The sequence below is a fragment of the Nostoc sp. genome, assembly GCF_036917535.1.
In the GTDB taxonomy this organism is placed as follows: domain Bacteria; phylum Cyanobacteriota; class Cyanobacteriia; order Cyanobacteriales; family Nostocaceae; genus Nostoc.
On the sequence record NZ_JBALDA010000082.1, the window covers coordinates 185,067 to 209,228 of the forward strand.

Below are 24,162 nucleotides of genomic sequence, written 5' to 3' on the forward strand. Positions count from 1 at the left end.
CATAGTTTTTGCTAAAACCGAGTATGAGTAAAGCGATCGTTTAGCTCGACTTTATCCATTTTCCCTTTGGGTGATTACAAAAGTACGCGATTGCTAAAAAATACGGGTTTGCTGCATACATAGCTAGAACACCGATTCAGTAATCAGGATAAGGTAGCAGACTGTTCAGTAGCGTAGGTAAAAATTTTGGCAAGGACATGAAGATTATGAACAACAGCAGTACGCCGAAGGTCAAAGAGATTTTTGCGAGTACCAATATAACGCCCTAATTCTGTTGTTTCTAGTTCTTTTGTGATCCATTGTTCCATTTGTTGACTTTGGTAGATTTTCCCTCTCGGTTTAGACACTACACAATTTCTCGCTCTTGTCAAACTTTCTGTTAAGAAAGATGTTTATAATGCATAGCTTAGAAAGAGGGGAAAAAAGAAATCTAGTTCCCTCCCCAATACATACGGGAAGGGTTAGGGTGGGGTAAAACTGACGCAAAAAACCAAGTGAGTTAAGCTATTTCAGACTTGTGTATACACCGTAGCCCCGATACATTGAGGAGGGTTAGGGAGGGGTGATTCAAAGATTTTTGCAAGAGGTCTAGTATATAAGTTCCGAGGGTTTGAGCGATCGCTTAACTTTGCAGCACAATCTTGCTCATCTCTGCGTAAACGTGCAGAGATGAGCCGATGTCCGGTTAAAGACTTATCATTACAGCAGTTTTCATGTATTTGAACCACACCTGTCGTAGGGGCGCAAGACCTTGCACCCCTACTGCGTGGTCTATTTACTTGAAAATAGCTGTAAGACCGTAGAGGGTAAGATAAAAGAGGTTTTTGAGATTATTGCATAAATTCGATAATTATAACTTAGGACTTACGCACACTCTACGATTCTTGGCGTTCTTCTCTACGAGACGCTGCGCGAAGGCGGTCTTGGCGGTTCGATAAATTAAGCTTTTTGGCGATTTTTGCGTAAGTCCTATAACTAATTAGCTGGACACGATCTCAGGTGCTGAATCTCTAAACATGGTGGAATAATTTTTTCTACCTGGACTAATTTACAGCATTACATTAAGCTCAAACTACTCTTTATACGACTCCAAAATTCCACTGCGAATCATTAGTTGTGGCCAAAACAACACAAAAAATGCCATCCACGTTCCTATAGGGATGGAAACGAGAACTGTTAGCCAGATAGTTTTAAATAGTAACCAGCTACCACCAATCAGTGTTACACCTGTGAGAACTATAGACCAGGGTTGACACCACCAAGGTTTGTAGTTCCAAGGACTTATGGGCTTTTGTTCAGACATTAGTTTTATTTAGTCAAACTCCAAATATTCTTTTAACAATTATGAATTGTTTTGACAGATTAAGTTTTATCGTACTCTATTTTTCCATAGTCAAGTTTGATAATTCGGTCTGCTAAATGAAAATAGCGATCGTCATGGCTAATCACCAGCACTGTTTTACCTCGCGATCGCAGTTCTGGGAGAAGTTGAGTGTAGAATATTTTCTTGAATACTGGATCTTGATCAGCTGCCCACTCATCAAATATAAAAATTGGTCGATCTTCCAAATAGGCTGTGAGTAAAGCTAGCCGTTTTCGTTGTCCTTGAGAAAGAGCAGTTGTAGAAATTTGTCCATGTTCAATTTTCACCTTATGGTCTAGTTGCAGTTGTTGTAAATATTTTCTGGCTTGAAAATCCAAGTTAGAATTTTTTAAACCTAAAAGTTCATCAAATAAATAAAAGTCGGAAAATACCACGGAAAAATGCTGGCGATACCATTCTCGATTTTCTTCGCTAATTAACTCATCATCAAACCAAACTTCGCCGTTTTCTGGGATATAAAGTCCGGTAATTAGTTTAGCTAATGTAGATTTACCGCTACCATTACCGCCGACAATGAAGACTAATTCTTGAGGATAGAGTGTCAAATCTATGGGGCCAAAAATAAAGCTATTGTCTTCTTGCTCTGTGTAGTAAGTGTGGATAACATTTTTAAATTTCAAGCTGTGCCAGTTAGATTTCAAAGCAGGTGGAACAGTGGATATTTCAGTTCGACTAGCTAAAGATAAACCCAGTGATTCAATTTTTTGTAAAGCAATGCTGGCTTTGCTTAACAGAGGAAGTTTACTGATGATGTTATCCATTGGTAACATCAAGTAAGCGAAGGTCAAAATGTAGCCAGAGAGAGTTTGGGGATTGATAGTAAGCAGATTAGGCAGTACAAACAGAACAAAACCGAGGGCAAAAAAGAATATGAGTTGACCCCAACTTGAAGTGATGGCAAAAAGAGTTAGACCGTTAACGTTGTGATCACGGAACTCGTTAGCAGTTGATTGCAGCTTTTCTTCTAAAAAGTCTTGACGCCGCCGATAGTTGAGTTTGAGTTCTTTGACTCCTTCGGTAATGGTGCGAAAATGTTTAAATAGATGATCTTCATCTTCACGAGCTAGGGTCAGTAATTGCCTGCCTCTGTTGAGTAGCCACTGACAACTAGCGATCGCAACTACTGTAATCCCACAAACCATCAGCAGTACTAACCAAGAAAGCCAGGTTATATACGTTATACAACCCAGGACGATCGCTAAATTAATAAAGATGAAAGGCATCTGATAAACAGCATTAGCAACCGCCTGAATATCTTCTGTTAAAGTTGCCAATAATCGAGGATTCCCTAAGCGTTCCAGATGACTCAACTCAGAATCGAGAATCTGGCGACTCAAACGCATCCGTAATTGTAAGACTGCATTCTGAGAAAGACGAATCAGCATCACTTGAGAAATGATACTGGTAATTAATGCAACTATTGCCAGCCCCGCAAAACCCCAAATTATCGATGTGAGGCGGGAAGCATTACCGCTACTTGCAGCATGGCTAATTAAAGCAATTAAACCAGCACTACTACCGCCACTCAAAAATCCAGTAGCGATCGCGATCGCTACCATCCCCCATGAAGAACGCAAAAGAAAGTAGATCAAATTCATGACAAATGCCTATACCCAGTTGGATACAACAAAAAATGAAAATCTCTCTTTTTATGTCCCATGCGCGATTTCCATAATAGTTGTTTGCCAACCAATTAAATTTGCATTGCTAGGGTAGATTTTATATTTTACCAGTTAAACACCCCTTCAAATATGACGATTAATCAGGCAGAAGGCAACATTGGGCGATTTATAATCTTTAGGACTTTGTTTTGAGCAAAAATACATTTATAATCCCTTCTGCCTTCTGCCTTTCTTTGGTAAGCTAGTTGGAATTACAGCTAATTATCTCAATAAACTGTCAAATTACCTGCTCAGTTTTCCAGGGTGAAATTTGCGATGACTGTGAATTTAAAGTCTTTAGAGAACCAAATTAATCTAGCGGGCGATTCCAAAACCGCTCCTGTGACTAAAGGAACCCGCTACGTTCCTTCGCACCATCGACGCATTCTGTGTATTTTTCCTAAGTACAGCCGCTCCTTTGGTACTTTTCATCACGCCTACCCACTCATGGGTAATGTCCGGGCTTTTATGCCACCCCAAGGTATTTTAATTGTGGCTGCCTACTTACCTAAAGAATGGGAAGTCCGGTTTATTGATGAAAATGTCAAATCAGCAACGAGGGCTGATTATCAATGGGCTGATGTGGTGATTGTCAGTGGAATGCATATCCAGAAACCACAGATTAATCAAATTAATGAACTTGCCCATCGAGCGGGGAAAATTACAGTTGTGGGTGGCCCCTCGGTATCTGGGTGTCCAGAATATTATCCTGAGTTTGACATTTTAAATTTGGGTGAATTGGGAGATGGAAGCGATCGCATGATCGAATATCTAGACCAAAACTCTCAACGTCCGCAAGCGCAAATTCGCTTTGAAACCAAGGAACGTCTCCCTCTAACAGAGTTTCCCACTCCAGCTTATCATTTGCTGAATATCAATGATTATTTCCTGGCAAATGTCCAGTTTTCTAGTGGTTGCCCTTATCGCTGCGAGTTTTGTGATATTCCCGAACTCTATGGCAACAATCCCCGGATGAAAACACCAGAGCAAGTAGTCGCTGAGTTAGATGCAATGCGACAATCTGGCAATTTGGGGGCAGTGTATTTTGTCGATGATAACTTTGTTGGCGATCGCCGCGCCGCCATGAAGTTGCTTCCTCATCTGATTGACTGGCAAAAGCGCAATGGCTACCCTATCCAGTTTGCCTGTGAAGCAACGCTCAACTTAGCTCAAAGTCCAAAGCTGCTGCAAATGATGCGCGAAGCTTATTTCTGCACAATCTTTTGCGGTATCGAAACACCAGAACCAAATGCTCTCCATGCGATTTCCAAAGACCAAAATCTGAGTATGCCAATCTTAAAAGCGATTCAGGTTTTAAATAGCTATGGTATGGAAGTAGTATCAGGAATCATCATCGGGTTAGATACAGATACACCAGAAACAGCAGACCGAATTCTCGAATTTATTCGGGTGTCGCAAATTCCCATGTTGACAATTAACCTACTTCATGCATTACCGAGAACTCCATTATGGCGGAGATTAGAAGCAGAAGGGCGACTTGTCTTTGATGAAAGCCGCGAATCAAATGTTGAGTTTTTGATGCCCTACGAGCAAGTTGTTGAGATGTGGCGGCGCTGCATCACAACTGCTTATGAGCCAGAATTTTTATATCAGCGGTTTGCCTACAATATGGAACACACCTATCCAAACCGGATCGAAGTTCCTAACAGCCCATCTCGGGTTTCTGGGGCTAATATTCGCAAAGGTTTAACTTATTTAACCAATATTTTGCTGCGGATAGGTTTATTTAGTAACTATCGTCAAACTTTCTGGAAAATGGCCAAGCCAGCACTGAAAGCAGGTAATATTGAAAACTTGGTTCACGTTGGACTTGTCGGACACCATTTAATTAAGTTTGCCCAGGATTGCGCTAAAAACGAAGAATCAGCTTCGTTTTATTCCCAAAAAATCCTTACCAAAGTTCGTAGCTAACTGTTAGAGAAGAGGCAGAGAGGCAGGGGTAGCGGGAGATGAGGAAAATGGGGAAGCAGGAGAAAAAGGCTTATTTTTAGTGTATTGATCTAAATGCAACTTTCTGCATTAGACTTCTTGCAAAAGTTAGATAGATTCGGTTTTATGAAGATGAAGCTCGTAGTTGTACAAACCAGCTATTAGATTTAATCTAAAACCAAATCTTTTTTTATGATTGCGATATCGTTAGGACAAAATTTTAAATATCTTGAGTTTTCAATTGATATGCTTACCTAAAATTTGCGCTTTGACTAACTCCTGATTACTCTTTTTATCTTGATAACTCAACTCACCTCCCCTGAGCTTTTTTTGGTATCCAACTACAAACATGAAGCTGATGAATTCCTTGATATCCTTCTAAGCGATCGCTGCTTTGACTAAAAACAAAGTCGCCATTCTGCAAGATACTAAAGATACTTGTGGTTAAGCAATCAAAGACTATGGAGACAATTACATCAGCACAATACCATCAACAGCATCTTGAAAACCGTAAGGGTTATGAAGTTGCCTATAATACTGAAGGTTACGATCGCATTGTCAAATATAGCGACCTTTATGTTACAGGCAGTTATCGAGAAGTTGAACTGCGACACGGAGTCCATCTGCTGTTGTATGATGGCAGATGGCTCAAAGACTTAAGTGTAGAAACCTTGTTTGACAGCCATCAATGGATTGTAGCAAGGTTTTCCCTGGCAGGAAGTGGTAGGATAGTGATTTCTGGAAATCAAGATAAATCTTTCAAAGCTGATTACTTACACCAAGCGGGTAAAAACTATTTATTTTATTTGTCAGATATTAAACAAATAGACGAAGTGGCAGTAGGTACTACGGAACTGACAATTTTAATTCTTTTCAACTTCGATTTCTTCAGGTCATTTTCTACAGGTTCAGAAGTTCTACCCAAACCATTACAAGTACTGCAAGAGTCTCAGACTCTGCCTCTATTTCATCATCAAGTTGGTCACATCACTCACCAAATGAATCTTGCTTTGCAGCAAATCTTGCATTCTCCCCATCAAGGGATGATGAAGCGGATGTATTTAGAAAGCAAAGTCATCGAACTTCTATCATGGCAATTGACTCAGTTTGTCGAAACTCAACAGGGACAGTATCCATTTACTAGTCTCAAGCCTGTTGATGTGGAAAAAATTTACCAAGCTAAAGAAATTTTAATTCAAAATCACATCCAGCCACCTTCACTTATTGACTTAGCAGAACTTGTGGGGCTGCATCATATGAAGCTAAAACTTGGCTTTCGTGAGATTTTTGGGACAACTGTATTTGGCTGTTTGCGTGATTACCGTTTAGAGCAAGCAAAGCAGTTTTTACAAGAAGGTACAATGACTGTGGAAGAAGTGGCGAATATGGTTGGTTACTTGCATCTAGGTCATTTTAGAAACGCTTTTAAGCGCGAGTTTGGCATTACTCCTGGTGCTTGTCGATCTGGGAAAAAGATTGTTATGGAATAAAATCCTTTCCATAATTTTTCTGAGTGAAAACCCATTGCCCTCGCTTATCAAAAGGCGTTGTGATACCAATTTGAAAAAAGAATGCGACAGATACATACGGACATACCTTTGTTCTGTTTGGCTTTCTTAATTTTGAATTTTGTTAGCGCAGCGTTAGCGAGTCCGCGAGCGTCATTTTGAATTTTGAATTGGTATGAGTTCCCCAATCCCTTTTATTTGCTAAAATTCAGAGATGGCTAAGGCTTCAGTGGAATGGGTTTGATCGAGAATGCCTTTAAGAATTTGAGTTAAGGGTTCTAAATCTTCAGGGATGCGATAGAGAGATAAATCTTGGACGATCTGATGTTGGGTTGGGTCGTATTGACTGAACTGCCAAATATCGCCAGTGGTAACGGCTCCAGTTAGGGGAGTAAGTAGCGACGCAATACCTTGCCGCTTCGCTAACCATAAATTTAAAGCAATCAGTTCGACTGCAAGTTGAACGGCTCCACGAGTAATATCGGCGTTCTTAGCTTCAATCACAATTAGATTGTACTGATTATTCAAGTAGTAATCGAGTTCACCTTTAAGGTATTGATTAACCTCAAGGGGATATTCAATTTGCATTGGGGTTTTAACAGTTTGTGCAAGTTCTAATAAAATAGGAGCTACTAGGGATTCGCGGCGAGCAGCTTCGCTAGTCAAACTAATATAGGGCAAGTAGGCTTCAATCCGCTGTCGCAATGCGCTAGTATCCCAAAGGGAATGGGGTAGAGAAAGTGGCGATCGCTTCAAGCTACATCCCAAATCTCCTAAGATATCTATTGGAGAAAAGCGCATTTCAAAGTAACTGCGAAATGTGTAAGAAGCACTGGCATCTAAAACAAGCGGATTGGAGACCAACATAGAACTGCACCCTCAAAAATTGGGTTTGGGTTATGGGATTTGGGTCAATTCTAGCTTGCATAAGCAATAAGAATGGATTATTAACGCAAGTTTAGCGTTACATTCGCTGCTTGTAGAGCAGAGAAAAAGATTTGTAATTTTAGTAAAAATTAATACTACACCATCGCTGCGACCAGTTAAAACTCGTCCTTTATGGCCTAATTTTTGTCCTCAATGGCCTAGATTTGTTGTACTGTAAATACGTAAACTCCTTAGAATAGTTGCAAATATTTTTTAATAAAAATTTGGACTGAATATGGAGGAGCAATATCTTGCAACAACCTTGGCGATTTTTAATTTTTAATCTCGGGATTGGGATTTTTGTCCCCCTATTCCTGACTCGAGGAGTTTTGGCTGAGTCTCAACACAGTCGAGTCATCACTGAAATACCCACACTCACTAATTCACAACCGCTCTCAACCGATGCCAGAGACTTGTTATCTCAAAATATAGAGAATGATTTAGTGGTTAAAATCACTCAAGTCAAAGTGAACACCACAAATAAAGGAATTGACGTAATTTTAGAAACAACTGCATCGGAGAAATTGCAAATAGATGTCAAAAGTCAAGGTAATAACTTTATTGCAGATATTAAAAATGCTCAATTGTTTCTGCCATCAGGTAACAGATTTAGCCAACAGCAACTAGCACAGGGAATCACTACTGTAACTGCCACTAACTTTGATGCCAATACTATCAGGCTGACAGTAACGGGTGAAGCGGGTTTACCAGTTGTGGAGTTGTATGATAGTCCGAGGGAGGGTTTGGTTTTTGCTGTTGCCAGTGCGGCTGCTTCTGGGCAACAACAGCCGGAAACTGAACAGCCAGCAAACCAAACCCAGCCACAGCAACCATCAGCTTCTGGTGATGAACCAATTGAGTTGGTGGTAACAGGCGAGCAAGATGGGTATCGCGTACCTAATGCCTCCGCCGGCACCCGCACCGACACCCCCCTACGTGACATTCCCCAATCGATTCAGGTAATTCCTCAAGAGGTTCTGCGGGATCAACAAGTTACGAGTACCTCTGAGGCGCTCAAAAACATCACCGGTTTGACGATAAGCGGTGCCGGTGGTGCTAATACTGGTACTGTAGATGTCCAATTTAAGACTCGAGGGTTTGATGGCAATGCTATCAGGAATGGGTTGCCAACTGGATTTGCAGCTAATTCGCTTGAAGTATCGAATATTGAGCGAATTGAATTGCTCAAAGGTCCAGCTTCAGTTCTGTTTGGTCAGGGTAGTCCAGGTGGGACGTTGAATATCATTACCAAACAGCCTCTGCGCGACCCTTTTTATGCCATTGAAGCAACCCTTGGCAATAATGACCTTTACCGGGGTGCTGTGGATCTGTCTGGACCATTGAATAACTCAAAGACAGTATTATATCGACTGAATACGTCTTACCTGAATAGAGAGGCAACCACTGATTTTTTCAACAACAGAGTATTTTTCATTGCACCTGTCCTGCGTTGGGACATTAGTGAAAAAACCAACTTGACTCTAGAGGCAGATTACACTGACCAAAAAAATGAAAATGGCCTGCGGGGTTTACCCGCCGAAGGCACTGTCCTTCCCAACCCCAATGGTAAAATACCGCTTAATCGCTACATTGGTGAACCTGACTATAATCAAGGAGGGAAGACGGGTAGAATAGGATACAAACTGGAACATCAGTTTAGCGACAACTGGTCATTCCGAAACGCCTTCAATGCAACGTTCTTTCGATTCGATTTTGACAAACTTGGCTTTCCTGTCGGTCTTGAGGACGACAAGCGCACCCTGGATCGTGTTGGTGTTACCGACTATAAAGAGTATTACAATGCCTATAACTTGACAGCTGATTTGATTGGTAAATTCTCTACTGGCTCGATTCGGCATCAATTACTATTCGGAGTCGATCTAAGTCGAACCGACACCATTGAATCGACCGGGGTTTATACCACTGCGCTATCCATTGACCTGTTCAATCCCGTGTATGGTCAGCCGTTCGGTGCTGTCACCGATCAATTTAAGAGTTCCGGTTCGACCGATACACTGGGCATTTATGTTCAGGATCAGGTCAACTTGACTAATAATCTGAAGTTGCTGCTAGGTGGACGGTTTGACACCTCCAGCTCCACAAGTAGAGATGAGTTAGCCAACACAGAAAGCAGCGATTCGAGTGATGCCTTCACTCCTCGTTTTGGCATCGTCTATCAGCCCATAGAGCCGATTTCGCTTTACGCCAGCTACAGCCGCTCCTTTACTCCAAACAGTGGAACAGATTTTTTTGGCAATCTATTCCAGCCCGAACGCGGTACTCAGTATGAAGTGGGCATCAAGGCAGATATTAGCAGCAAACTATCGGCAACCCTTGCCTTTTACGACCTGAGCAAGTCCAATATTCTCACCGAAGATCCAGATCATCTTAACTTTCAGATCCAAATTGGCGAACAGCGCAGCCGGGGGATTGAACTCACCTTAGCAGGTGAAATCTTGCCGGGATGGAAATTCTATGGTGGCTATGCTTACACCGATGCTCAGATTACAGACGACAACAGCTATCCGGTCGGGAACCGATTAAACAATACACCGGAGAATGCCTTTAACTTATGGACAACCTATGAAATTCAAAAAGGTTCTTTGCAAGGGTTGGGGTTTGGCGTGGGCTTTTTCTTTGTCGGCGACAGGCAAGGCGATTTGGAAAATACCTTTAAATTGCCCAGCTATTTCACTACCGATGCTGCTATTTTCTACAAACGCGGACAGTTACGCACACAGCTCAATTTCAAAAATCTGTTTGATGTGGATTACTTTGACACTGCGCTTAACGACCTGCGTGTTTTTCCCGGTGAGCCGTTCACCGTACAAGGTACAATTTCGTGGGAATTCTGAGCTTCCCTAGCCCCCCTGAAAAGCCTACTGTGTACACACAAGTCTTTTTAGGAGGGTAACAAAAACTAAATCAAGGAACATTAGCTATGAACTCTAAAAAACTCCGCGATTTGGTATTTGTTCTACACCGCTACATTGGTTTAGCTGTAGGACTGATTGCAATTATTGTCGGCTTGACTGGTAGTCTATTGGTCTTCCACTCCGAAATTGAAAACTTTGATCGGCAGCACCGAATTGGCACAATTACCCCTCAAGGTCAACCACTGCCCATTGAGGTTGTAATAAATACTGTAAAAAAGATATATAGCAATCAACCAGATGCAACTCTCCAGTCGATTTACCTGCCAAGTCAGCCAAGTGAGCCGATGAATGTTGTGCTGAAAACCAAAGAAAATGACTGGACAGAAAACTACGTTAACCCTTACACAGGAGCAATTATCGGTAACAACTTAAAGTCAAGCTTTGTGCAAAAGTTTTTTGAAATCGTCTACCCACTCCACTATAGTCTTTTAGCAGGTGACATTGGCTATAAGTTTGTGGGCATCATTGGTTTACTGATGTCTTTCATGAGCATTACAGGGATTATTCTTTGGCCTGGTTGGCGCAAATTGATATCTGGATTCAAAATCAAGTGGAATGCTCATCCTAAGCAGGTTAACTTTGATGTTCACAAAGTTGCTGGCGCGATCGCAGCAGTATTTCTAATCTTCGCATTTTTCACAGGATTTTGCTGGAGCTTCGGTGAGTTCGTCAACCCGATGATCTATGCAGTCACCTTCTCCAACCAGCAGCAAACGAATCCGGTTTCTGTCCCCCTGACTGGTAAGTCTCCACTCTTACTAAAAGACCAATTAAAAATCGCTCAAGCTGCTTTACCAAATGGCTCGCTCAGGAGTATTTCTTTTCCAACTAAACCAGAAGAAGTCTTAACGGTTAGCTTTAAGCAGACTCAAGAAGATGTAGACTATGATGTTTATCTCGACCAATACAGTGGTAAAGTTTTACAAGTCCATAGTTCTTTGCAGGTTTCATTGGGCGATCGCATCCTCAATTCTTTTGGCCCTCTACACTTCGGTACTTTCTGGGGATTGCCATCTCGTATTTTCTACGTCTTTGTGGGACTTGCCCCGTTAATTTTGTTCGTTACTGGCTTTATCATGTGGTGGTATCGCTACAAAGGAAAAAATCGCTCCCCACAGACTATAGAAATGGTTAAGTTAAGAGTAAAGAACTAGATTATAAAGCCAGCAATTTCACGATATCCCTTATTGAAGTAATTTATATGCGTTGATCTCTGCTGGTGTGAAAAGTTTATATGAAGCTAAAACTTGTCTTTCGTGAGATTTTTGGGACAACTGCATTTGGTTGTTTACAGGATTACCGTTTGGAGCAAGCAAAGCAGTTTTTACAAAAGGGCACAATGACTGTGGAAGAAGTGGCAAATGTAGTTGGTTACTTGCATCTAGGTCATTTTAGAAACGCTTTTAAGAGTAAATATTCAATTATGACAGCATTTTCCCCTAATGACTGTAAAATTAATGCTAATTACTAGCATTAAGACTATTGGTTGCCGACCATGACTATTACCATGACAGCGCCAGTAGAAGGAAACAGAAGCAGCAAATGAACAACTTGCAAAACCCAGAGCCGGATGAATTTATTGATCAAGTGTCTAGTTGGGAGGGTAAAGGATATGAGCGAGAGATTGAAGTACATCCCAATCTTCGGCTTTCAATTTATGACATAGAATTTTACTATGACTCGTTAGGAAAAAGTTGTGAATCGGATCATCCTGTACAATTCCAAGTTCTCTTGGTAGGCAAAGGGTTTGATGAGTTTGGGGGGCAAATTGGGGAAGGATACACCCTCATCTCTGGTAGCGGCGTGCAACGAGCAATGTTTCTGAAAAGTCCGAAAGGTCGGCAAGTAGATATCAACATCAGACTTGTCGCCTGATTTACTCAGAACCTTTTTCCCCGCAGAGGATGGAGATATTCTTCCCCAGTTGAAGTTTCTTGCAAAAGGTAATGATTGGCAGACATTAATTTACCCAAAAACTACAGCCCTATCCAGGGAGTGGCACAGCAAATCGTTAGCTGTCCCCACAAAGGAGTCACCAAGCAGATATATTTGCAGGGGAAGATTCAAGAATTAATGGCGTTGCAGTTAGCTCCGATTTTGGCAGAGCAAGATGGACTGCAATCATCCCCACGACTAAAGCCTCAAACCATTACCTGTATTCATTATGCTAAAGATATTTTACTTTCCCGTCTGGAGAATCCGCCATCAATACTCGAATTAGCGCAACTTGTGGGGGTGAGCGACAGAACTCTGCGTTATGGGTTTCGAGAATTATTTGGCACAACAGTGTTTGGTTATCTAACTAATAAACGCATGGAACGAGCAGAACAACTTTTGCGCTCTAGTCATCTGAGTATTGCCGAAGTTGCCAATTTGATGGGTTATTCTCAGCCAGGAAACTTCGCTGCTGTTTTTAAAAGAAAATTTGGGATTACTCCAGGTGAATGTTTGTCAGGGAAAAAGAATAAATTCGGAGCTTAATGCCGTTTTGTACTAGACTCGCCTACAAGTACCGCTCTATACTCAACTGATTGCAATTAATAACTATACGCAATAAACCTGATAAAAGCTGTGTGGGGAGCATTATGAAAAGTTGGCAGTTTAATATTTCTCTATGTCTTACAGCAAGTTTGGTGGGAATTATCGCTACCTTGGTAACTCAAACAGCTTGGGCAGAAGCGAAACTTGAGAATCGAGATAAATTTTTACAAAAAGGTGTTGATCATATCAATCAACAAATAAATTACTCTAACCTGGGCGTTAAGCGAAGCTATACCGAAGGTAATCGCCTCGACAAAAGGGTGAAGCAGGACAAAAAAGTTCTGATTTTGAAAGGGGAGGGAAAAATCCGGCAACTTAGTGAACTAGAGCGTCCTAGCACTAGCGCAACCATGCTAGTACAGACACTAAACATTTTTGAGGCAGAAACAAGCCTCAAACCTATACAGGATAAGGGAAATACACCGAAAGCTCAAAAACGCTTGAAACCCAGATATATCAAGAAAACAGGTAAAACGATGTCAAAGTCACTCTGTATATAGGTTTGATGGTTTTTTAAGGCTACTTTTTGTCTAAGTCCCACTAATGTTAAATTAACTAAAGGTTTGTAGGCAGTGGCTAGTACAGCATTTCATTAATTTGTAGCGAATTAAATTTGACAATACCTTGCAATGCCAAGGCATCCCGATACAATGTTAATCCGTCGGCCGCATTGTTAATGCATCCCCCTGCAATGCCAATGCATCCCCTTGCATTAAAAACGCTACGCTTTTACGCAAAACTGTACTTGTTGATTACTGTTTACTGTTATACATATTGCAAGACCACATCAAATTCAAGTTCATTTATGACCACTAAGCCTTGGGATGCTCAACTTGCTCACTGGCTAATTCAACCTCTAAAAGACAGTTGGGTAAACCCCAATCATCTCACCACTGTGCGACTTGTAACTGGGTTGGCGGCTGCCGTAGCGATTGCAGTTGGCGATACCATTTGGGTTAATGTTGGAGCATGGCTATTTGCTTTATCTAACTTTCTAGATCATACAGACGGTGAATTAGCTCGTTTGAGTGGGAAAAGTAGCAAATGGGGACATCAGTATGACCTCGCTAGTGATGCCATCATCCACATTCTTTTATTTGTGTGTATTGGATATGGTCTTAAGGAGGGAAATTTTGGTTGGTGGGCGTTGCTGATGGGGATATTATCTGGCGTGTCTGTTGCTTGTATCTTTCATTTGCGAAACCAAATGGAACAGCGTTTAGGTAAAGACGCCAGTCATCAACCAAATTTCGCCGGGTTTGACATTGAAGACGTGCTGTATTTGTTTCCCATAGTTACTTTACTGAATGAACTAGAACCGTTACTAATAGCAGCGACAATTGGTGCGCCAACCTTTGCTTTATGGGTAATTTGGCAATTTCGGGCACTCCCGCAACCTGAATCAAACTAATATAATGGGGCATTGGGCAGAAAGCTAATAAAACAGGCTTTTTAGGTTATTGAATGCATAATCAAATTTTGCGATCGCACTACCTAAGCCTAGTAACAGGTTTATTTTTCTATTATTTAAATGAACACATTTTTTAATATTTATTTATAAAGTTTTATATTTTACGTATATCCCAGCTAAATTTCTTATACAGCAAAGTTAAGAAAAAGAGTAATTTGAGTCAATTTATAGCAATACAGATTAATCTGCTCTTGATTTTCCATAAAAGTGTCTAAAAGCAGATGGTGGTCGCCATCTGCTTATTAAGACTCCTAATTGCAATTACTAAATAGGAGGCTAGTACCGCAAGGCGGAAGTCAACCCCTTCTCTGCGAGATGCTACGCGAACGGGGAATTCAAAATTCAAAATGACGCTCGCGGACTCGCTAACGCTGCGCTAACAAAATTCAAAATTAATAATCACCATAAATAAATTTCGGGGCTTGTACCTTTTTGTTTCTGTCAAATTATCTGTTTTTACAGTTTGAGGAGTGACTTCTGTGGTAACAATGCAAATAGTTTTGCGAATTTTTCTTTCGCGTTTTTATCGATCAACAGTTATCGCACCTGTAACGATCGCTGCTAGCCTATTGACTGTTACACATGCTCAAGCCGTAGAGCAATCGACTCTGCCTTTGAGCGAAATCAATGCAACAGAACTCAGCTTAGAATTACAGTCCGAAAACCAGCCAAATTATGCTGCTGTTAAAAAAGCAGACGCGATGGCACAAGTTACATCTGTCTCTCAACTTTCAGATGTTCGCCCCACTGACTGGGCATTTCAAGCGCTACAGTCGCTTGTTGAAAGGTATGGTTGTATTGTTGGTTATCCTAACACGACCTATCGTGGCGATCGCGCTTTGACCCGATATGAGTTTGCCGCCGGATTGAATGCTTGTCTTGATCGCATTAACGAACTGATTGCAGCTGCAACTGGGGATCTTGTCAAGAAAGAAGATCTGGCAACACTCCAAAAGTTGCAATCAGAGTTTACAACAGAATTAGCAACGCTTCGGGGTCGAGTTGATGCCATTGAAACTCGAACCTCTGCGCTAGAGCAGCAGCAGTTTTCCACAACGACTAAGCTGACTGGAGAAGCGATATTTGCTGTTGCTACTGCTTTTCAAGAAGGAAATGATGCCAACAATACTGTCTTTCAAGATCGAGCTCGGCTCTATCTTAATACCAGTTTTACAGGCAAGGATTTGTTATTGATGCGATTAACGGCTGGCAATGCCAATAATTTCAATTTCGATGTTCCTGGCACGCCGGGTGGTAGCAATTTCCAGGGACTACTACAATTTAATGTTGGGAATACAGGTGGTAATTCGTTTTATGTGGATTGGATTGGCTACTATTTGCCTTTAGGCAACAAAGTGGCACTGTACCTCGCCCCATTTGGAGGTTCACATTTCGATTATGCTCCGACCCTCAATCCGTTTTTGGATGGTGGACTCAACGAAATAGGCGTTGTTTCATTATTTGGACAGCGAAATCCCATTTATACGATCGGGGGTGGGTCTGGGCTGGGACTGACGTACAATATCACTCCCGCTCTGACAATCCATGCTGGCTACTTAGCTGATAATTCCGATGCAGCGGGTGCAATTCTTACTTCTGCTAACAACCCCAGCGCTGAAAATGGTTTGTTTAACGGCAATTATTCTGCACTGGGTCAATTCACTTTCAAAGCCAGCAATATATTATCGTTTGCGCTCACTTATGTCAATGCTTATCGAAGATCTGCTGTATTTGATTTTGGTGCAGGCCTGAGTGGATTTGTGGGAACGCTTGCAGCAAATCAATCGCCTGGTATCACTCCAGCAAAAGTCAATAGTTACGGAGCAACCTTTTCTTGGCAGACGAATCCGCAATTCTTGGTCAACGGATTCTTTTCGTATACGAATGCAGACTTCCTCAACGATGGTGAAGGTAATCGGAATATTTGGAGCTATGGGCTAGGAATTGGATTACCTGACTTGGGCAAAAAGGGCAATTTGCTAGGAATCGTTGCAGGTGTAGAACCTTACTTGAGTAATCCAACGGCAACTCAACGCGCCAGTGGAGTGCAAAATGATCTTCCACTTCACTTTGAAGCATTTTATCGCCATCAATTGAATGACAACATTTCCATTACTCCAGGGGTAATTTGGCTCGTGAATCCAGGACAGAATCAAAATAACAATGATGGTGTAATTGGCACGATACGGACAACCTTCCTCTTTTGATAAATTGATGTTGGACTATGGAAGAGTAGCGATCATATCATCGCTCACCAAACAAGGCAAAAGTAAAAAGTGAAAAGGTGAGACAGCGCGGTCTGTGGGGTTTCCCCCATGAGCGACTGCGAACCCGAAGGGCAAAAGAAAGAAAAAGAAAAATGGTTGTGGACCACCTAAATTTATTTATGGGGATTATCTTTTTACTTTTTAGTTTTTAATATCCTTCAGTCTTTTAATCTGGGCAACCAGAAAGAAAAAGGTACAAGCCCCGAAATTTATTTATGGGTTCAAAATGTTTGACTTTTGACTTCCCCGCAGGGGCTGACGAATCATTGGAAACAGCGTCGGCGATATACCTGCTTGAATAGTACCGATTGCTTCAAACCCGTGCTGCTCATAAAAGTGGACATTACTTAAGTTTGTGGATTCGAGATAGGCAGGGGTTTGGGTGCGATCGCATTCTTGCAAGATGTTTTGTATCAAGGCAGATCCATATCCTTTGCGTTGGTGCTTGGGTTCAACTCCTAGAATTGCCAAATACCAATGCGGCTCAGTCGGGTGATAGTGTTCCATCTGTTCTAGCAAAGCAAACATATCGGCTTGTGTTTGCTCTGGGAGGCTGTGCTGAATTAGGTCAACTAGCGGTTGGGTATCTGGTTCGATTCCAGGTGGAAGCCAAAGTGCTGCACCAACGTAGTCGCCGATATAGTAAGCAGTATTATGCTCAAAGGCTTTACCTCCAAAAAAACTAATGAATTGCGGGAAATAGGTCAGATATTGGCGAGGTTCAGGATATAACCATCGTGACGCCGGGTCTGCGTTAAACGCTAGCACCTCCAATGCAACGACATTGGCAATATTAGACTCAGTGACCAATTCAATGGTTGCAGTAATTGGTTCTACTTCATTTGTAGAACTTACATTCAAAGGTGTTGTGTGCATTACTGGCTCCTTACTGTTGGAGAAATGAGTATTCTTTTTCTTCTAGTGGCGTGGCAAGGCTAAATTGTTGCAAAAAGATTTGTAGGTTGGGGAGCCACTGCGTTGGACGGGTTTCCCGGCTTGTTAGCTCTTAGCGTTCCCGTAGGGTAGTAAGTGGCGTTTGAGGAACGAAACCCAACATTCCAATCAATATTGGGTTGAGCAACGCGAAACCCAACTTACATCTAATGCACTATTTTAGTTGTGCCACGCCACTAGAGTGCGTTAATAGTTATTGTAAAAGTGTAGGGATAGAAATTACTAGAAAAGTTCTGATTTTCACCTGATGGGGGGGACAACAAGCTGTAAATAAATTAGTTTTGGCAGAAAATCAACCGATGCTGCAAGCCATTGCTTCAGGGATAGAGCAACTGGCACAAAGAATTCGCGAATCGTGTTTGTGATTCAATCCTCTGGTTTTTCTTCCTCCGGCTCATCACCAGAACTTTGATAGCGTAAGCAAACGGTTTTTTCATATATAAGTTTGGCTAATATCAAGCAAGTACACAATTGCAGGGGATGTGGCTCGGATGTGACATAATCTGGATTTTGACTAGTGGATGGGGTAACAGTGCTAAAACGGAAAAGTTTTAACATGCAATTTTCCCATTTTGAACACTGTGACTGATCAATCAAAGCTATAGTAATGCAGCAAGACAAAAGTTTTCCTGCATTTGTGGAAAATACTGCAAGAAAAACAAGTGATACTTTCCTGAGTCCGTACAGTGTGGCTCATGCTACACATTGCAGGATTTTAGGAAGTAAAACATATTTTTCATAGTTCCACAATTACTAGAGTGAATGGTATGTTTATTTTTGCAATCCTGTATTCGTATTAAATTATCAATGGAGCTTCAAACTGAAATTGATAAAGCTATAGCAGCTATTGATTACCAGAAATTTCAGGCTGAATTTCAAGCTCAAAATGAATTTTTGGTAGTGGAGAACTTTGTCCCTAACTCCATCATCGAGCAGTTTTTGGCGCTGTTGCCGTCTTTGCAACCTGCTATCAACCGCAACTATATTCCCAATCATAAAAAGGGCGGTAGTATCAGCCGCTATAGCTTAGACAGCCTTGCTCCGATTTTTGGAGAGTTTTATCAACTCAGGGCCTTTTTTGAGTTTCTGAACAAAATTACGGCAGAAAAACTCCTTCCCTGTCCTGATGCTGATCCCCATACTTACGCACTGTACTATTACACTGAGCCAGGAGACCATATCCAGTATCACTACGATACCTCTTACTATCATGGGAAACGCTATACAGTGTTGCTTGGTTTAGTTGATAATTCATCCAGTAAGTTGGAATATCAACTCTACAAAGATATTCCAGAACGAGAAACGCAAACGCGATCGCTCTCCATAACTCCTGGTACTCTAGTCTTATTCAATGGTGACAAACTTTACCACAGAGTTACTCCTTTGGGTGAAAATGAACAGCGCATTGTCTTAACTTTGGAGTATGTCACTGACACCCGCATGGGTATGCTAAAACGTTTTGTCTCGAATATGAAAGACGCGATCGCCTATTTTGGTTTTCGCCAAGTGTTTCGCTCTTAGCACCACCAGATTGCATCCCTCCTGTCTCCTCCATGTTAAGAATTAATTAACAAATATTGTCTTGGGCAAAAAACAGTCATTATAAAATACTGGGAAAACTTCCAGATTTCCTGGTATCTAAGCTACTGTTGGTGACTTGACGATGAAGGCAATTATCTTAGCTGCTGGCGTTGGACGACGCTTAGGTAAAGATGGGCAAATCCAACCCAAATGCTTACTGAAATTTAACGGCAAATCTTTATTAGAGCGCCATTTGAACAATCTCCGTCATTACCAAATTGATGAAGTAGTGATTGCTGTGGGTTATCAAGCACAAAAAATTCAGGATCAAATCAAAGCATTAGGAGCCGAAAATTGGGTCAGTACAATTTATAATCCTGACTACACCAAAGGCAGTACGATCAGCCTTTGGACTGTACGTCAGCATTTAGTTGCTGGCGATAACATATTATTAATGGATGCAGATGTGTTGTGCGATCGCCGCATCATCGAACGACTGGTGAACACAAATATCCCCAACAGCTTTTTACTAGATCGTGATTTTGAACCTGGGGATGAACCCGTGAAGCTTTGTGTCAGAGATAATTATCTAGTAGAGTTTCGCAAACAAGTAGCTCCTGGTTTAGCTTACGATTTTATCGGTGAGTCGGTGGGATTCTTTCGCTTTGAAAGTCCTGTTGCTCACAGTCTTGCTACTCGCACAGAACAGTATGTTGCAGACGGACGCGATCATGAACCTTATGAAGAAATAATTCGGGATCTGCTCTTAGAAACTCCAGAAACATTTGGCTACGAAGACATCACTGGATTACCTTGGCTGGAAATCGATTTTCCCGAAGATATTCAACGTGCCCAAAACGATATTTTACCTCAGATAGAAGTCGCAGAAAATGTTTGAAAATATCTTCATTGATAGCGGTTTTGGTTTGAATGCATTACAGTTTGACCTCTCTCCTAAAAGGCTACGGTGTACACACATCTTGCCAAGGGGGGAAATATCCGGTTCTCCCCCTTGCCAAGGGGGAGCTAGAGGGGGTCAGAAGGACTTGTGTGTACACCGTAGCTCCTCTTAGGAGAGGGTTAGGGTGAGGTCTGTATTCCATGCAATTGAAAACCGCTAGTTATATTATATAGGTTGAGAAAAGCAGAATAGATGCATCAAATATTTGCACCCATTAACACCTCTGCAAAATTAAATAAATGTGCCCAATTGCGGCTATTACTAGAATCACCTCAACTCGACTTCATCATGGAAGCTCACAATGGGATTAGCGCCCGGATTGTGGAAGAGGCTGGATTTAAAGGAATTTGGGCAAGTGGATTAGCCCTTTCGGCTCAATATGGCGTTCGAGATAATAATGAAGCCAGTTGGACTCAAGTTGTAGAAATGCTGGAGTTCATGTCTGATGTCACCAGCATCCCGATTTTATTAGATGGAGATACTGGTTATGGCAACTTTAATAATATGCGCCGCCTAGTGAAGAAGTTAGAACAGCGAGGTATTGCTGGAGTCTGTATTGAAGATAAGCTTTTTCCCAAAACCAATAGCTTTATCAACGGTAGTCGCCAAGCTTTAGCTGATATTGATGAATTCTGCGGCAAAATTAAGGCAGGTAAGGATAGTCAGACAGACCCAGATTTTTGCATCGTCGCCCGACTCGAAGCTTTGATAGCTGGCTGGGATCTTTCAGAGGCATTGCGCCGAGCTGAAGCTTACCACGCTGCCGGAGCAACCGCGATCTTGATTCACAGTAAATCGTCGCGCCCGGATCAAGTGCTAGCCTTTGCAAAAGAATGGGCGGGTCGTTCTCCGTTAGTGATTATACCGACTAAATATTACAGCACGCCTACTGATGTTTTTCGCAAAGCTGAAGTTAATTTGGTCATCTGGGCAAACCATCTGATTCGAGCCGCTGTTGCTAGTATGCAAGCGATCGCCCGTGAAGTGAAAGCCAGCGAAACTTTAATCAACATTGAAGATGATATTGCTCCCGTAAAAGAAATTTTCCGGCTACAGGGGGCGGATGAACTCCAAGAAGCTGAAAAACGCTACTTTAACAACGGACGACAAAATACCCAAGCGATCGTTCTGGCTGCTAGCAGAGGCCAAGAATTAGCAGGATTAACGCAAGATAAACCAAAAGTAATGTTACCTCTTGGAGGTAAACCCCTACTCAGGTTGTTGGTGGACAAATTCAAGAAACTTGCCATCAATGATATTACCGTTGTCGCCGGTTACAAAGCAGAAACTATCAATGTTCCGGGGACTAAAGTTATCCGCAACCCAGATTATGAAACAACGGGAGAATTAGCATCCTTAGCTGTAGCTCAAGCCAGCTTTGGCGAAGAAATGCTGGTGCTTTACGGCGATTTACTATTTAGAAGCTACATCCTGCGAGATTTATTAGAATGTCCCGGAGAAATTGTGGCTGTAGTTGATTCTGTGGTCAACAGCAAGTCTGTTAGCGGTTCACCTGACTACGCTTATTGCTCAATTCCAGACGATCTTTCTCTCTTTGGACAGGATGTCAACCTGTTGAACGTTTCTAAAACAACACAAACGCAATTCGGAAAGTCTAGCGGACGCTGGATTGGGATGTTGCGCCTACGAAGTCAAGGTAAAGAGTGGGTGAGTGAAGCACTCAATGAGTTGCAAAAACGGCCGGAATTTAACAGTCTGGGTTTGCCAGAATTATGCAATTATTTAATCGAGCAAGGCAAACCGATCAAGGTGCTTTATATTCGCGGTAACTGGTTAGATGTTAATTCTTTGGACGATCTTGACCTTGCTTTTCAATTGAAACAATAGGAGTGGGGCATGGGGCATGAGAAGATACAAAGGAGACAAGGAAGAAGGGGGAGACAAAGTTTCAATAATTCCCCCTTGTCCCCCTTGCTCCCCTGCTTCCCTGCTTCCCCCATTCCCCATCTCTTAATATGATCCAGGCAGAAGAATTTATAGAAGCTACGCGTAATCTTGGCTTTGGGTGGTACACTGGCGTACCCTGTTCTTTTCTTACGCCTTTTATTAACTACGTCATCAATGACGTTCAACTTAGATATATCTCCGCAGCCAATGAGGGAGATGCTGTAGCGATCGCAGCGGGAGCCGCAATTGCTGGTAAACCAGCTGTAGTAATGATGCAAAACTCTGGTTTGGGTAATGCAGTTAACCCGCTAACCTCCCTAACTTACATCTTTCGGATTCCACTGCTGCTGATTTGTACTTTAAGAGGCGATCGCCTATTGCAAGATGAACCGCAACATCAATTAATGGGTCAAATCACAGAAAAATTGCTGCAAACAATGACTATACCTTGGGAATTTTTTCCCACAAATGCAACAGAAATAGAACCCGTTTTGCAAAGAGCCACAGCCTATATGCAACAAGAACGCTGTCCTTATGCTTTAATTATGCGTAAAGGAGCGATCGCCCCCCATGCACTCACCCGTTCTTCTATCCCCGAACGAGAAAATAGTGCTAGCACTCATATTCAGCAAAGCTTTTTTCGGGATAACAAAGAACAACGCATTTCTCGCAGCGAAGCATTAGCTCGGATTGTGGAACTCATTGATCCAGAAAATACTGTAGTAATTGCCACCACCGGATATACGGGACGCGAACTCTTCGCCAGTAAAGACAGCGCCAATCATCTTTATATGGTCGGCTCGATGGGCTGTGCTTCCTCAATGGGATTGGGACTATCTTTAGCACGTCCAGACCTCAACGTAGTAGTGATTGATGGCGATGGGGCAGCATTAATGCGGATGGGTAATTTTGCTACCATCGGCACTTATGGCGGTGCTAACTTAATTCATATTCTCTTAGATAATGAAGTCCACGATTCCACAGGCGCACAAGCCACCGTCTCTGCGGGTATATCTTTTGCCAAAATTGCCGAAGCGTGCGGTTACGGCGTCACATTAGCCGGAGACGACCCAGCTCTTTTAGATGCCTTATTTTCTGCAGATACGAACACTAGACCTAAATTCGCTCATCTGAAAATCCGTCCAGGAACTTTAGAAAAGCTACCCCGACCCAACCTTACCCCAGAAGCAGTTTTGCAACGCTTCATGAAACATATTGGTTCCGATCTAATAATTCGTAATTTGTAATGACGCTACTATGTCGCTAAGGCTGCGCTAACGTAATTCGTAATTCTTAGTTTAAACTCCAGTTATTTTAGAGTCTGCTTTTTTGGTGTAAACAAGTAAACTTTTGTACTCTTCAACTTTTTCAATTCTTCCTTTTTTTTCAAATAATTGGACAATAGATAAAGCTTTTTCCCAGGCAAACGACTTTGTGAAAAAAAATATTTTACCGCCGAAATTTAGTTTTTCTAAGAAAAGTTCCAGAAGGGATTCATCATTATGATGGACAAAGGAAGCTTCTTCAGGCAAATAAAATTCGCACAGATGAAAAAGTGTAACCATATCTAGCAGGGGCAGATACCTATCAGTCAACGTGTAAATATCTCCAAAAATCACTTTGTAATATTTCATCAGTCCAGGCTCTTTTAAAGATAAATTAACGTATGCTTGGTGTTCAGAAACGGAAGCCGTAATTCCAATCACCTCGTTCGGTTTACTTAACTTTTGATTTTCAAGACCAACGATGTGATGAGAACCTGTACCGAAATGAAAAATGATCTTATTCTCGATACTATTTTTCTTCAAATACTCAAGTAACTCAATATCACATGGACATATATTTGGCTCTAAGTTCCATGATGAGTTTTTTCGGTAGTATTCTGTTCCTAACTGCTGTGGTAAAGCTGGTCGTAAAAACTTAACAAAATATAAAAATCTTTGCAAAGTTTTGTGATTTTTGGTACTTAGCCAACAAAACCTTCTGATTTTTTCTATAACCATCGCTTAATTCCTATTGGAAATTGAAACAAGAGTCAACAGACACAGTATTAAATTTTACCATCTACCGCCCCGGTTTTTGCAACACAACCAATCATAAGATACTACCAATTTAAGGATAGTATCATCGAAACTTGCAATTAACAGTAGTTGATAGCCGATGTCTACTCACC

The 24,162-nt window shown here is 41.7% G+C and carries 21 protein-coding genes and 1 pseudogene; 14 read left to right on the top strand and 8 right to left on the bottom strand.

Annotation, left to right across the window (positions count from 1 at the left end):
• Positions 1 to 143: 143 nt before the first annotated feature.
• The 3 genes from V7K56_RS26605 to V7K56_RS26615 form a co-directional block, all read right to left on the bottom strand.
• The gene (locus tag V7K56_RS26605) at positions 144 to 347 is read right to left on the bottom strand and encodes a hypothetical protein (protein ID WP_334915530.1); all 204 of its coding nucleotides are present in this window, start codon (positions 345 to 347) and stop codon (positions 144 to 146) included.
• Positions 348 to 1,072: 725 nt separating this feature from the next.
• On the bottom strand, positions 1,073 to 1,303 hold the full coding sequence (locus V7K56_RS26610; RefSeq protein ID WP_292871492.1) for a DUF6737 family protein: 231 nt from the start codon (positions 1,301 to 1,303) through the stop codon (positions 1,073 to 1,075).
• A 59-nt stretch (positions 1,304 to 1,362) separates the two neighbouring features.
• Positions 1,363 to 2,982, bottom strand: coding sequence for a cyclic peptide export ABC transporter (locus V7K56_RS26615; RefSeq protein ID WP_334915252.1), 1,620 nt, complete (start codon positions 2,980 to 2,982; stop codon positions 1,363 to 1,365).
• 339 nt (positions 2,983 to 3,321) lie between these two features.
• On the opposite strand from V7K56_RS26615, the gene V7K56_RS26620 reads away from it, so the two are divergent.
• Entirely contained in the window at positions 3,322 to 4,977 is a 1,656-nt protein-coding gene (locus V7K56_RS26620; RefSeq protein WP_334915254.1) for a B12-binding domain-containing radical SAM protein, read from the top strand.
• A 126-nt stretch (positions 4,978 to 5,103) separates the two neighbouring features.
• Here V7K56_RS26620 and V7K56_RS37260 read toward each other — a convergent pair.
• A pseudogene (locus tag V7K56_RS37260) lies at positions 5,104 to 5,250 on the bottom strand (IS5/IS1182 family transposase); the annotation flags it as partial.
• A 206-nt stretch (positions 5,251 to 5,456) separates the two neighbouring features.
• Between V7K56_RS37260 and V7K56_RS26625 the strand changes: the two are divergent.
• A complete protein-coding gene (locus V7K56_RS26625; RefSeq protein WP_334915256.1) occupies positions 5,457 to 6,485 on the top strand; it encodes a helix-turn-helix transcriptional regulator in 1,029 nt (342 codons plus the stop codon).
• A gap of 219 nt (positions 6,486 to 6,704) precedes the next feature.
• Here V7K56_RS26625 and V7K56_RS26630 read toward each other — a convergent pair whose 3' ends face one another.
• Positions 6,705 to 7,370: a hypothetical protein gene (locus V7K56_RS26630; RefSeq protein WP_334915258.1), complete on the bottom strand. Its 666-nt coding sequence runs from the start codon at positions 7,368 to 7,370 to the stop codon at positions 6,705 to 6,707.
• Between the two features lie 389 nt (positions 7,371 to 7,759).
• Here V7K56_RS26630 and V7K56_RS26635 point away from each other — a divergent pair, with 389 nt between their 5' ends.
• The 8 genes from V7K56_RS26635 to V7K56_RS26670 all read left to right on the top strand — a co-directional run bounded on the left by V7K56_RS26635 (position 7,760) and on the right by V7K56_RS26670 (position 16,585).
• On the top strand, positions 7,760 to 10,285 hold the full coding sequence (locus V7K56_RS26635; protein ID WP_334915260.1) for a TonB-dependent siderophore receptor: 2,526 nt from the start codon (positions 7,760 to 7,762) through the stop codon (positions 10,283 to 10,285).
• A gap of 86 nt (positions 10,286 to 10,371) precedes the next feature.
• Positions 10,372 to 11,520 carry a PepSY-associated TM helix domain-containing protein gene (locus V7K56_RS26640; protein WP_334915262.1) on the top strand — a complete coding sequence of 383 codons (1,149 nt, stop codon included), beginning with the start codon at positions 10,372 to 10,374 and terminating at the stop codon, positions 11,518 to 11,520.
• Positions 11,521 to 11,600: 80 nt separating this feature from the next.
• A complete protein-coding gene (locus V7K56_RS26645; protein ID WP_334915264.1) occupies positions 11,601 to 11,837 on the top strand; it encodes a helix-turn-helix domain-containing protein in 237 nt (78 codons plus the stop codon).
• 71 nt (positions 11,838 to 11,908) lie between these two features.
• Positions 11,909 to 12,241 carry a hypothetical protein gene (locus V7K56_RS26650; RefSeq protein WP_334915266.1) on the top strand — a complete coding sequence of 111 codons (333 nt, stop codon included), beginning with the start codon at positions 11,909 to 11,911 and terminating at the stop codon, positions 12,239 to 12,241.
• 75 nt (positions 12,242 to 12,316) lie between these two features.
• On the top strand, positions 12,317 to 12,847 hold the full coding sequence (locus V7K56_RS26655) for a helix-turn-helix transcriptional regulator (protein ID WP_334915268.1): 531 nt from the start codon (positions 12,317 to 12,319) through the stop codon (positions 12,845 to 12,847).
• Positions 12,848 to 12,951: 104 nt separating this feature from the next.
• Positions 12,952 to 13,407, top strand: coding sequence for a hypothetical protein (locus V7K56_RS26660; RefSeq protein ID WP_334915270.1), 456 nt, complete (start codon positions 12,952 to 12,954; stop codon positions 13,405 to 13,407).
• Between the two features lie 305 nt (positions 13,408 to 13,712).
• Positions 13,713 to 14,318 (top strand): CDP-alcohol phosphatidyltransferase family protein, encoded by a 606-nt coding sequence (locus V7K56_RS26665; protein ID WP_334915272.1) that lies wholly within the window; start codon positions 13,713 to 13,715, stop codon positions 14,316 to 14,318.
• A 548-nt stretch (positions 14,319 to 14,866) separates the two neighbouring features.
• On the top strand, positions 14,867 to 16,585 hold the full coding sequence (locus V7K56_RS26670; RefSeq protein ID WP_334915514.1) for an iron uptake porin: 1,719 nt from the start codon (positions 14,867 to 14,869) through the stop codon (positions 16,583 to 16,585).
• 273 nt (positions 16,586 to 16,858) lie between these two features.
• Here the strand turns inward: V7K56_RS26670 and V7K56_RS26675 are convergent, their stop codons facing one another.
• Both V7K56_RS26675 and V7K56_RS26680 read right to left on the bottom strand, forming a co-directional pair.
• Positions 16,859 to 17,521, bottom strand: a complete 663-nt coding sequence (locus tag V7K56_RS26675; protein WP_334915274.1) for a GNAT family N-acetyltransferase — start codon at positions 17,519 to 17,521, stop codon at positions 16,859 to 16,861.
• A 444-nt stretch (positions 17,522 to 17,965) separates the two neighbouring features.
• A complete protein-coding gene (locus V7K56_RS26680) occupies positions 17,966 to 18,157 on the bottom strand; it encodes a hypothetical protein (protein ID WP_334915276.1) in 192 nt (63 codons plus the stop codon).
• Positions 18,158 to 18,406: 249 nt separating this feature from the next.
• Here V7K56_RS26680 and V7K56_RS26685 point away from each other — a divergent pair, with 249 nt between their 5' ends.
• The 4 genes from V7K56_RS26685 (at position 18,407) to aepY (ending at position 23,236) form a co-directional block, all read left to right on the top strand.
• Entirely contained in the window at positions 18,407 to 19,120 is a 714-nt protein-coding gene (locus V7K56_RS26685) for a 2OG-Fe(II) oxygenase (protein WP_334915278.1), read from the top strand.
• A gap of 142 nt (positions 19,121 to 19,262) precedes the next feature.
• Positions 19,263 to 20,018 carry a phosphocholine cytidylyltransferase family protein gene (locus V7K56_RS26690; protein WP_334915280.1) on the top strand — a complete coding sequence of 252 codons (756 nt, stop codon included), beginning with the start codon at positions 19,263 to 19,265 and terminating at the stop codon, positions 20,016 to 20,018.
• A 255-nt stretch (positions 20,019 to 20,273) separates the two neighbouring features.
• Positions 20,274 to 21,929 carry a phosphoenolpyruvate mutase gene (aepX, locus tag V7K56_RS26695; RefSeq protein WP_334915282.1) on the top strand — a complete coding sequence of 552 codons (1,656 nt, stop codon included), beginning with the start codon at positions 20,274 to 20,276 and terminating at the stop codon, positions 21,927 to 21,929.
• A gap of 128 nt (positions 21,930 to 22,057) precedes the next feature.
• A complete protein-coding gene (gene aepY, locus V7K56_RS26700; protein ID WP_334915284.1) occupies positions 22,058 to 23,236 on the top strand; it encodes a phosphonopyruvate decarboxylase in 1,179 nt (392 codons plus the stop codon).
• Between the two features lie 51 nt (positions 23,237 to 23,287).
• Here aepY and V7K56_RS26705 read toward each other — a convergent pair whose 3' ends face one another.
• The gene (locus V7K56_RS26705) at positions 23,288 to 23,992 is read right to left on the bottom strand and encodes a hypothetical protein (protein WP_334915287.1); all 705 of its coding nucleotides are present in this window, start codon (positions 23,990 to 23,992) and stop codon (positions 23,288 to 23,290) included.
• Between the last annotated feature and the right edge of the window lie 170 nt (positions 23,993 to 24,162).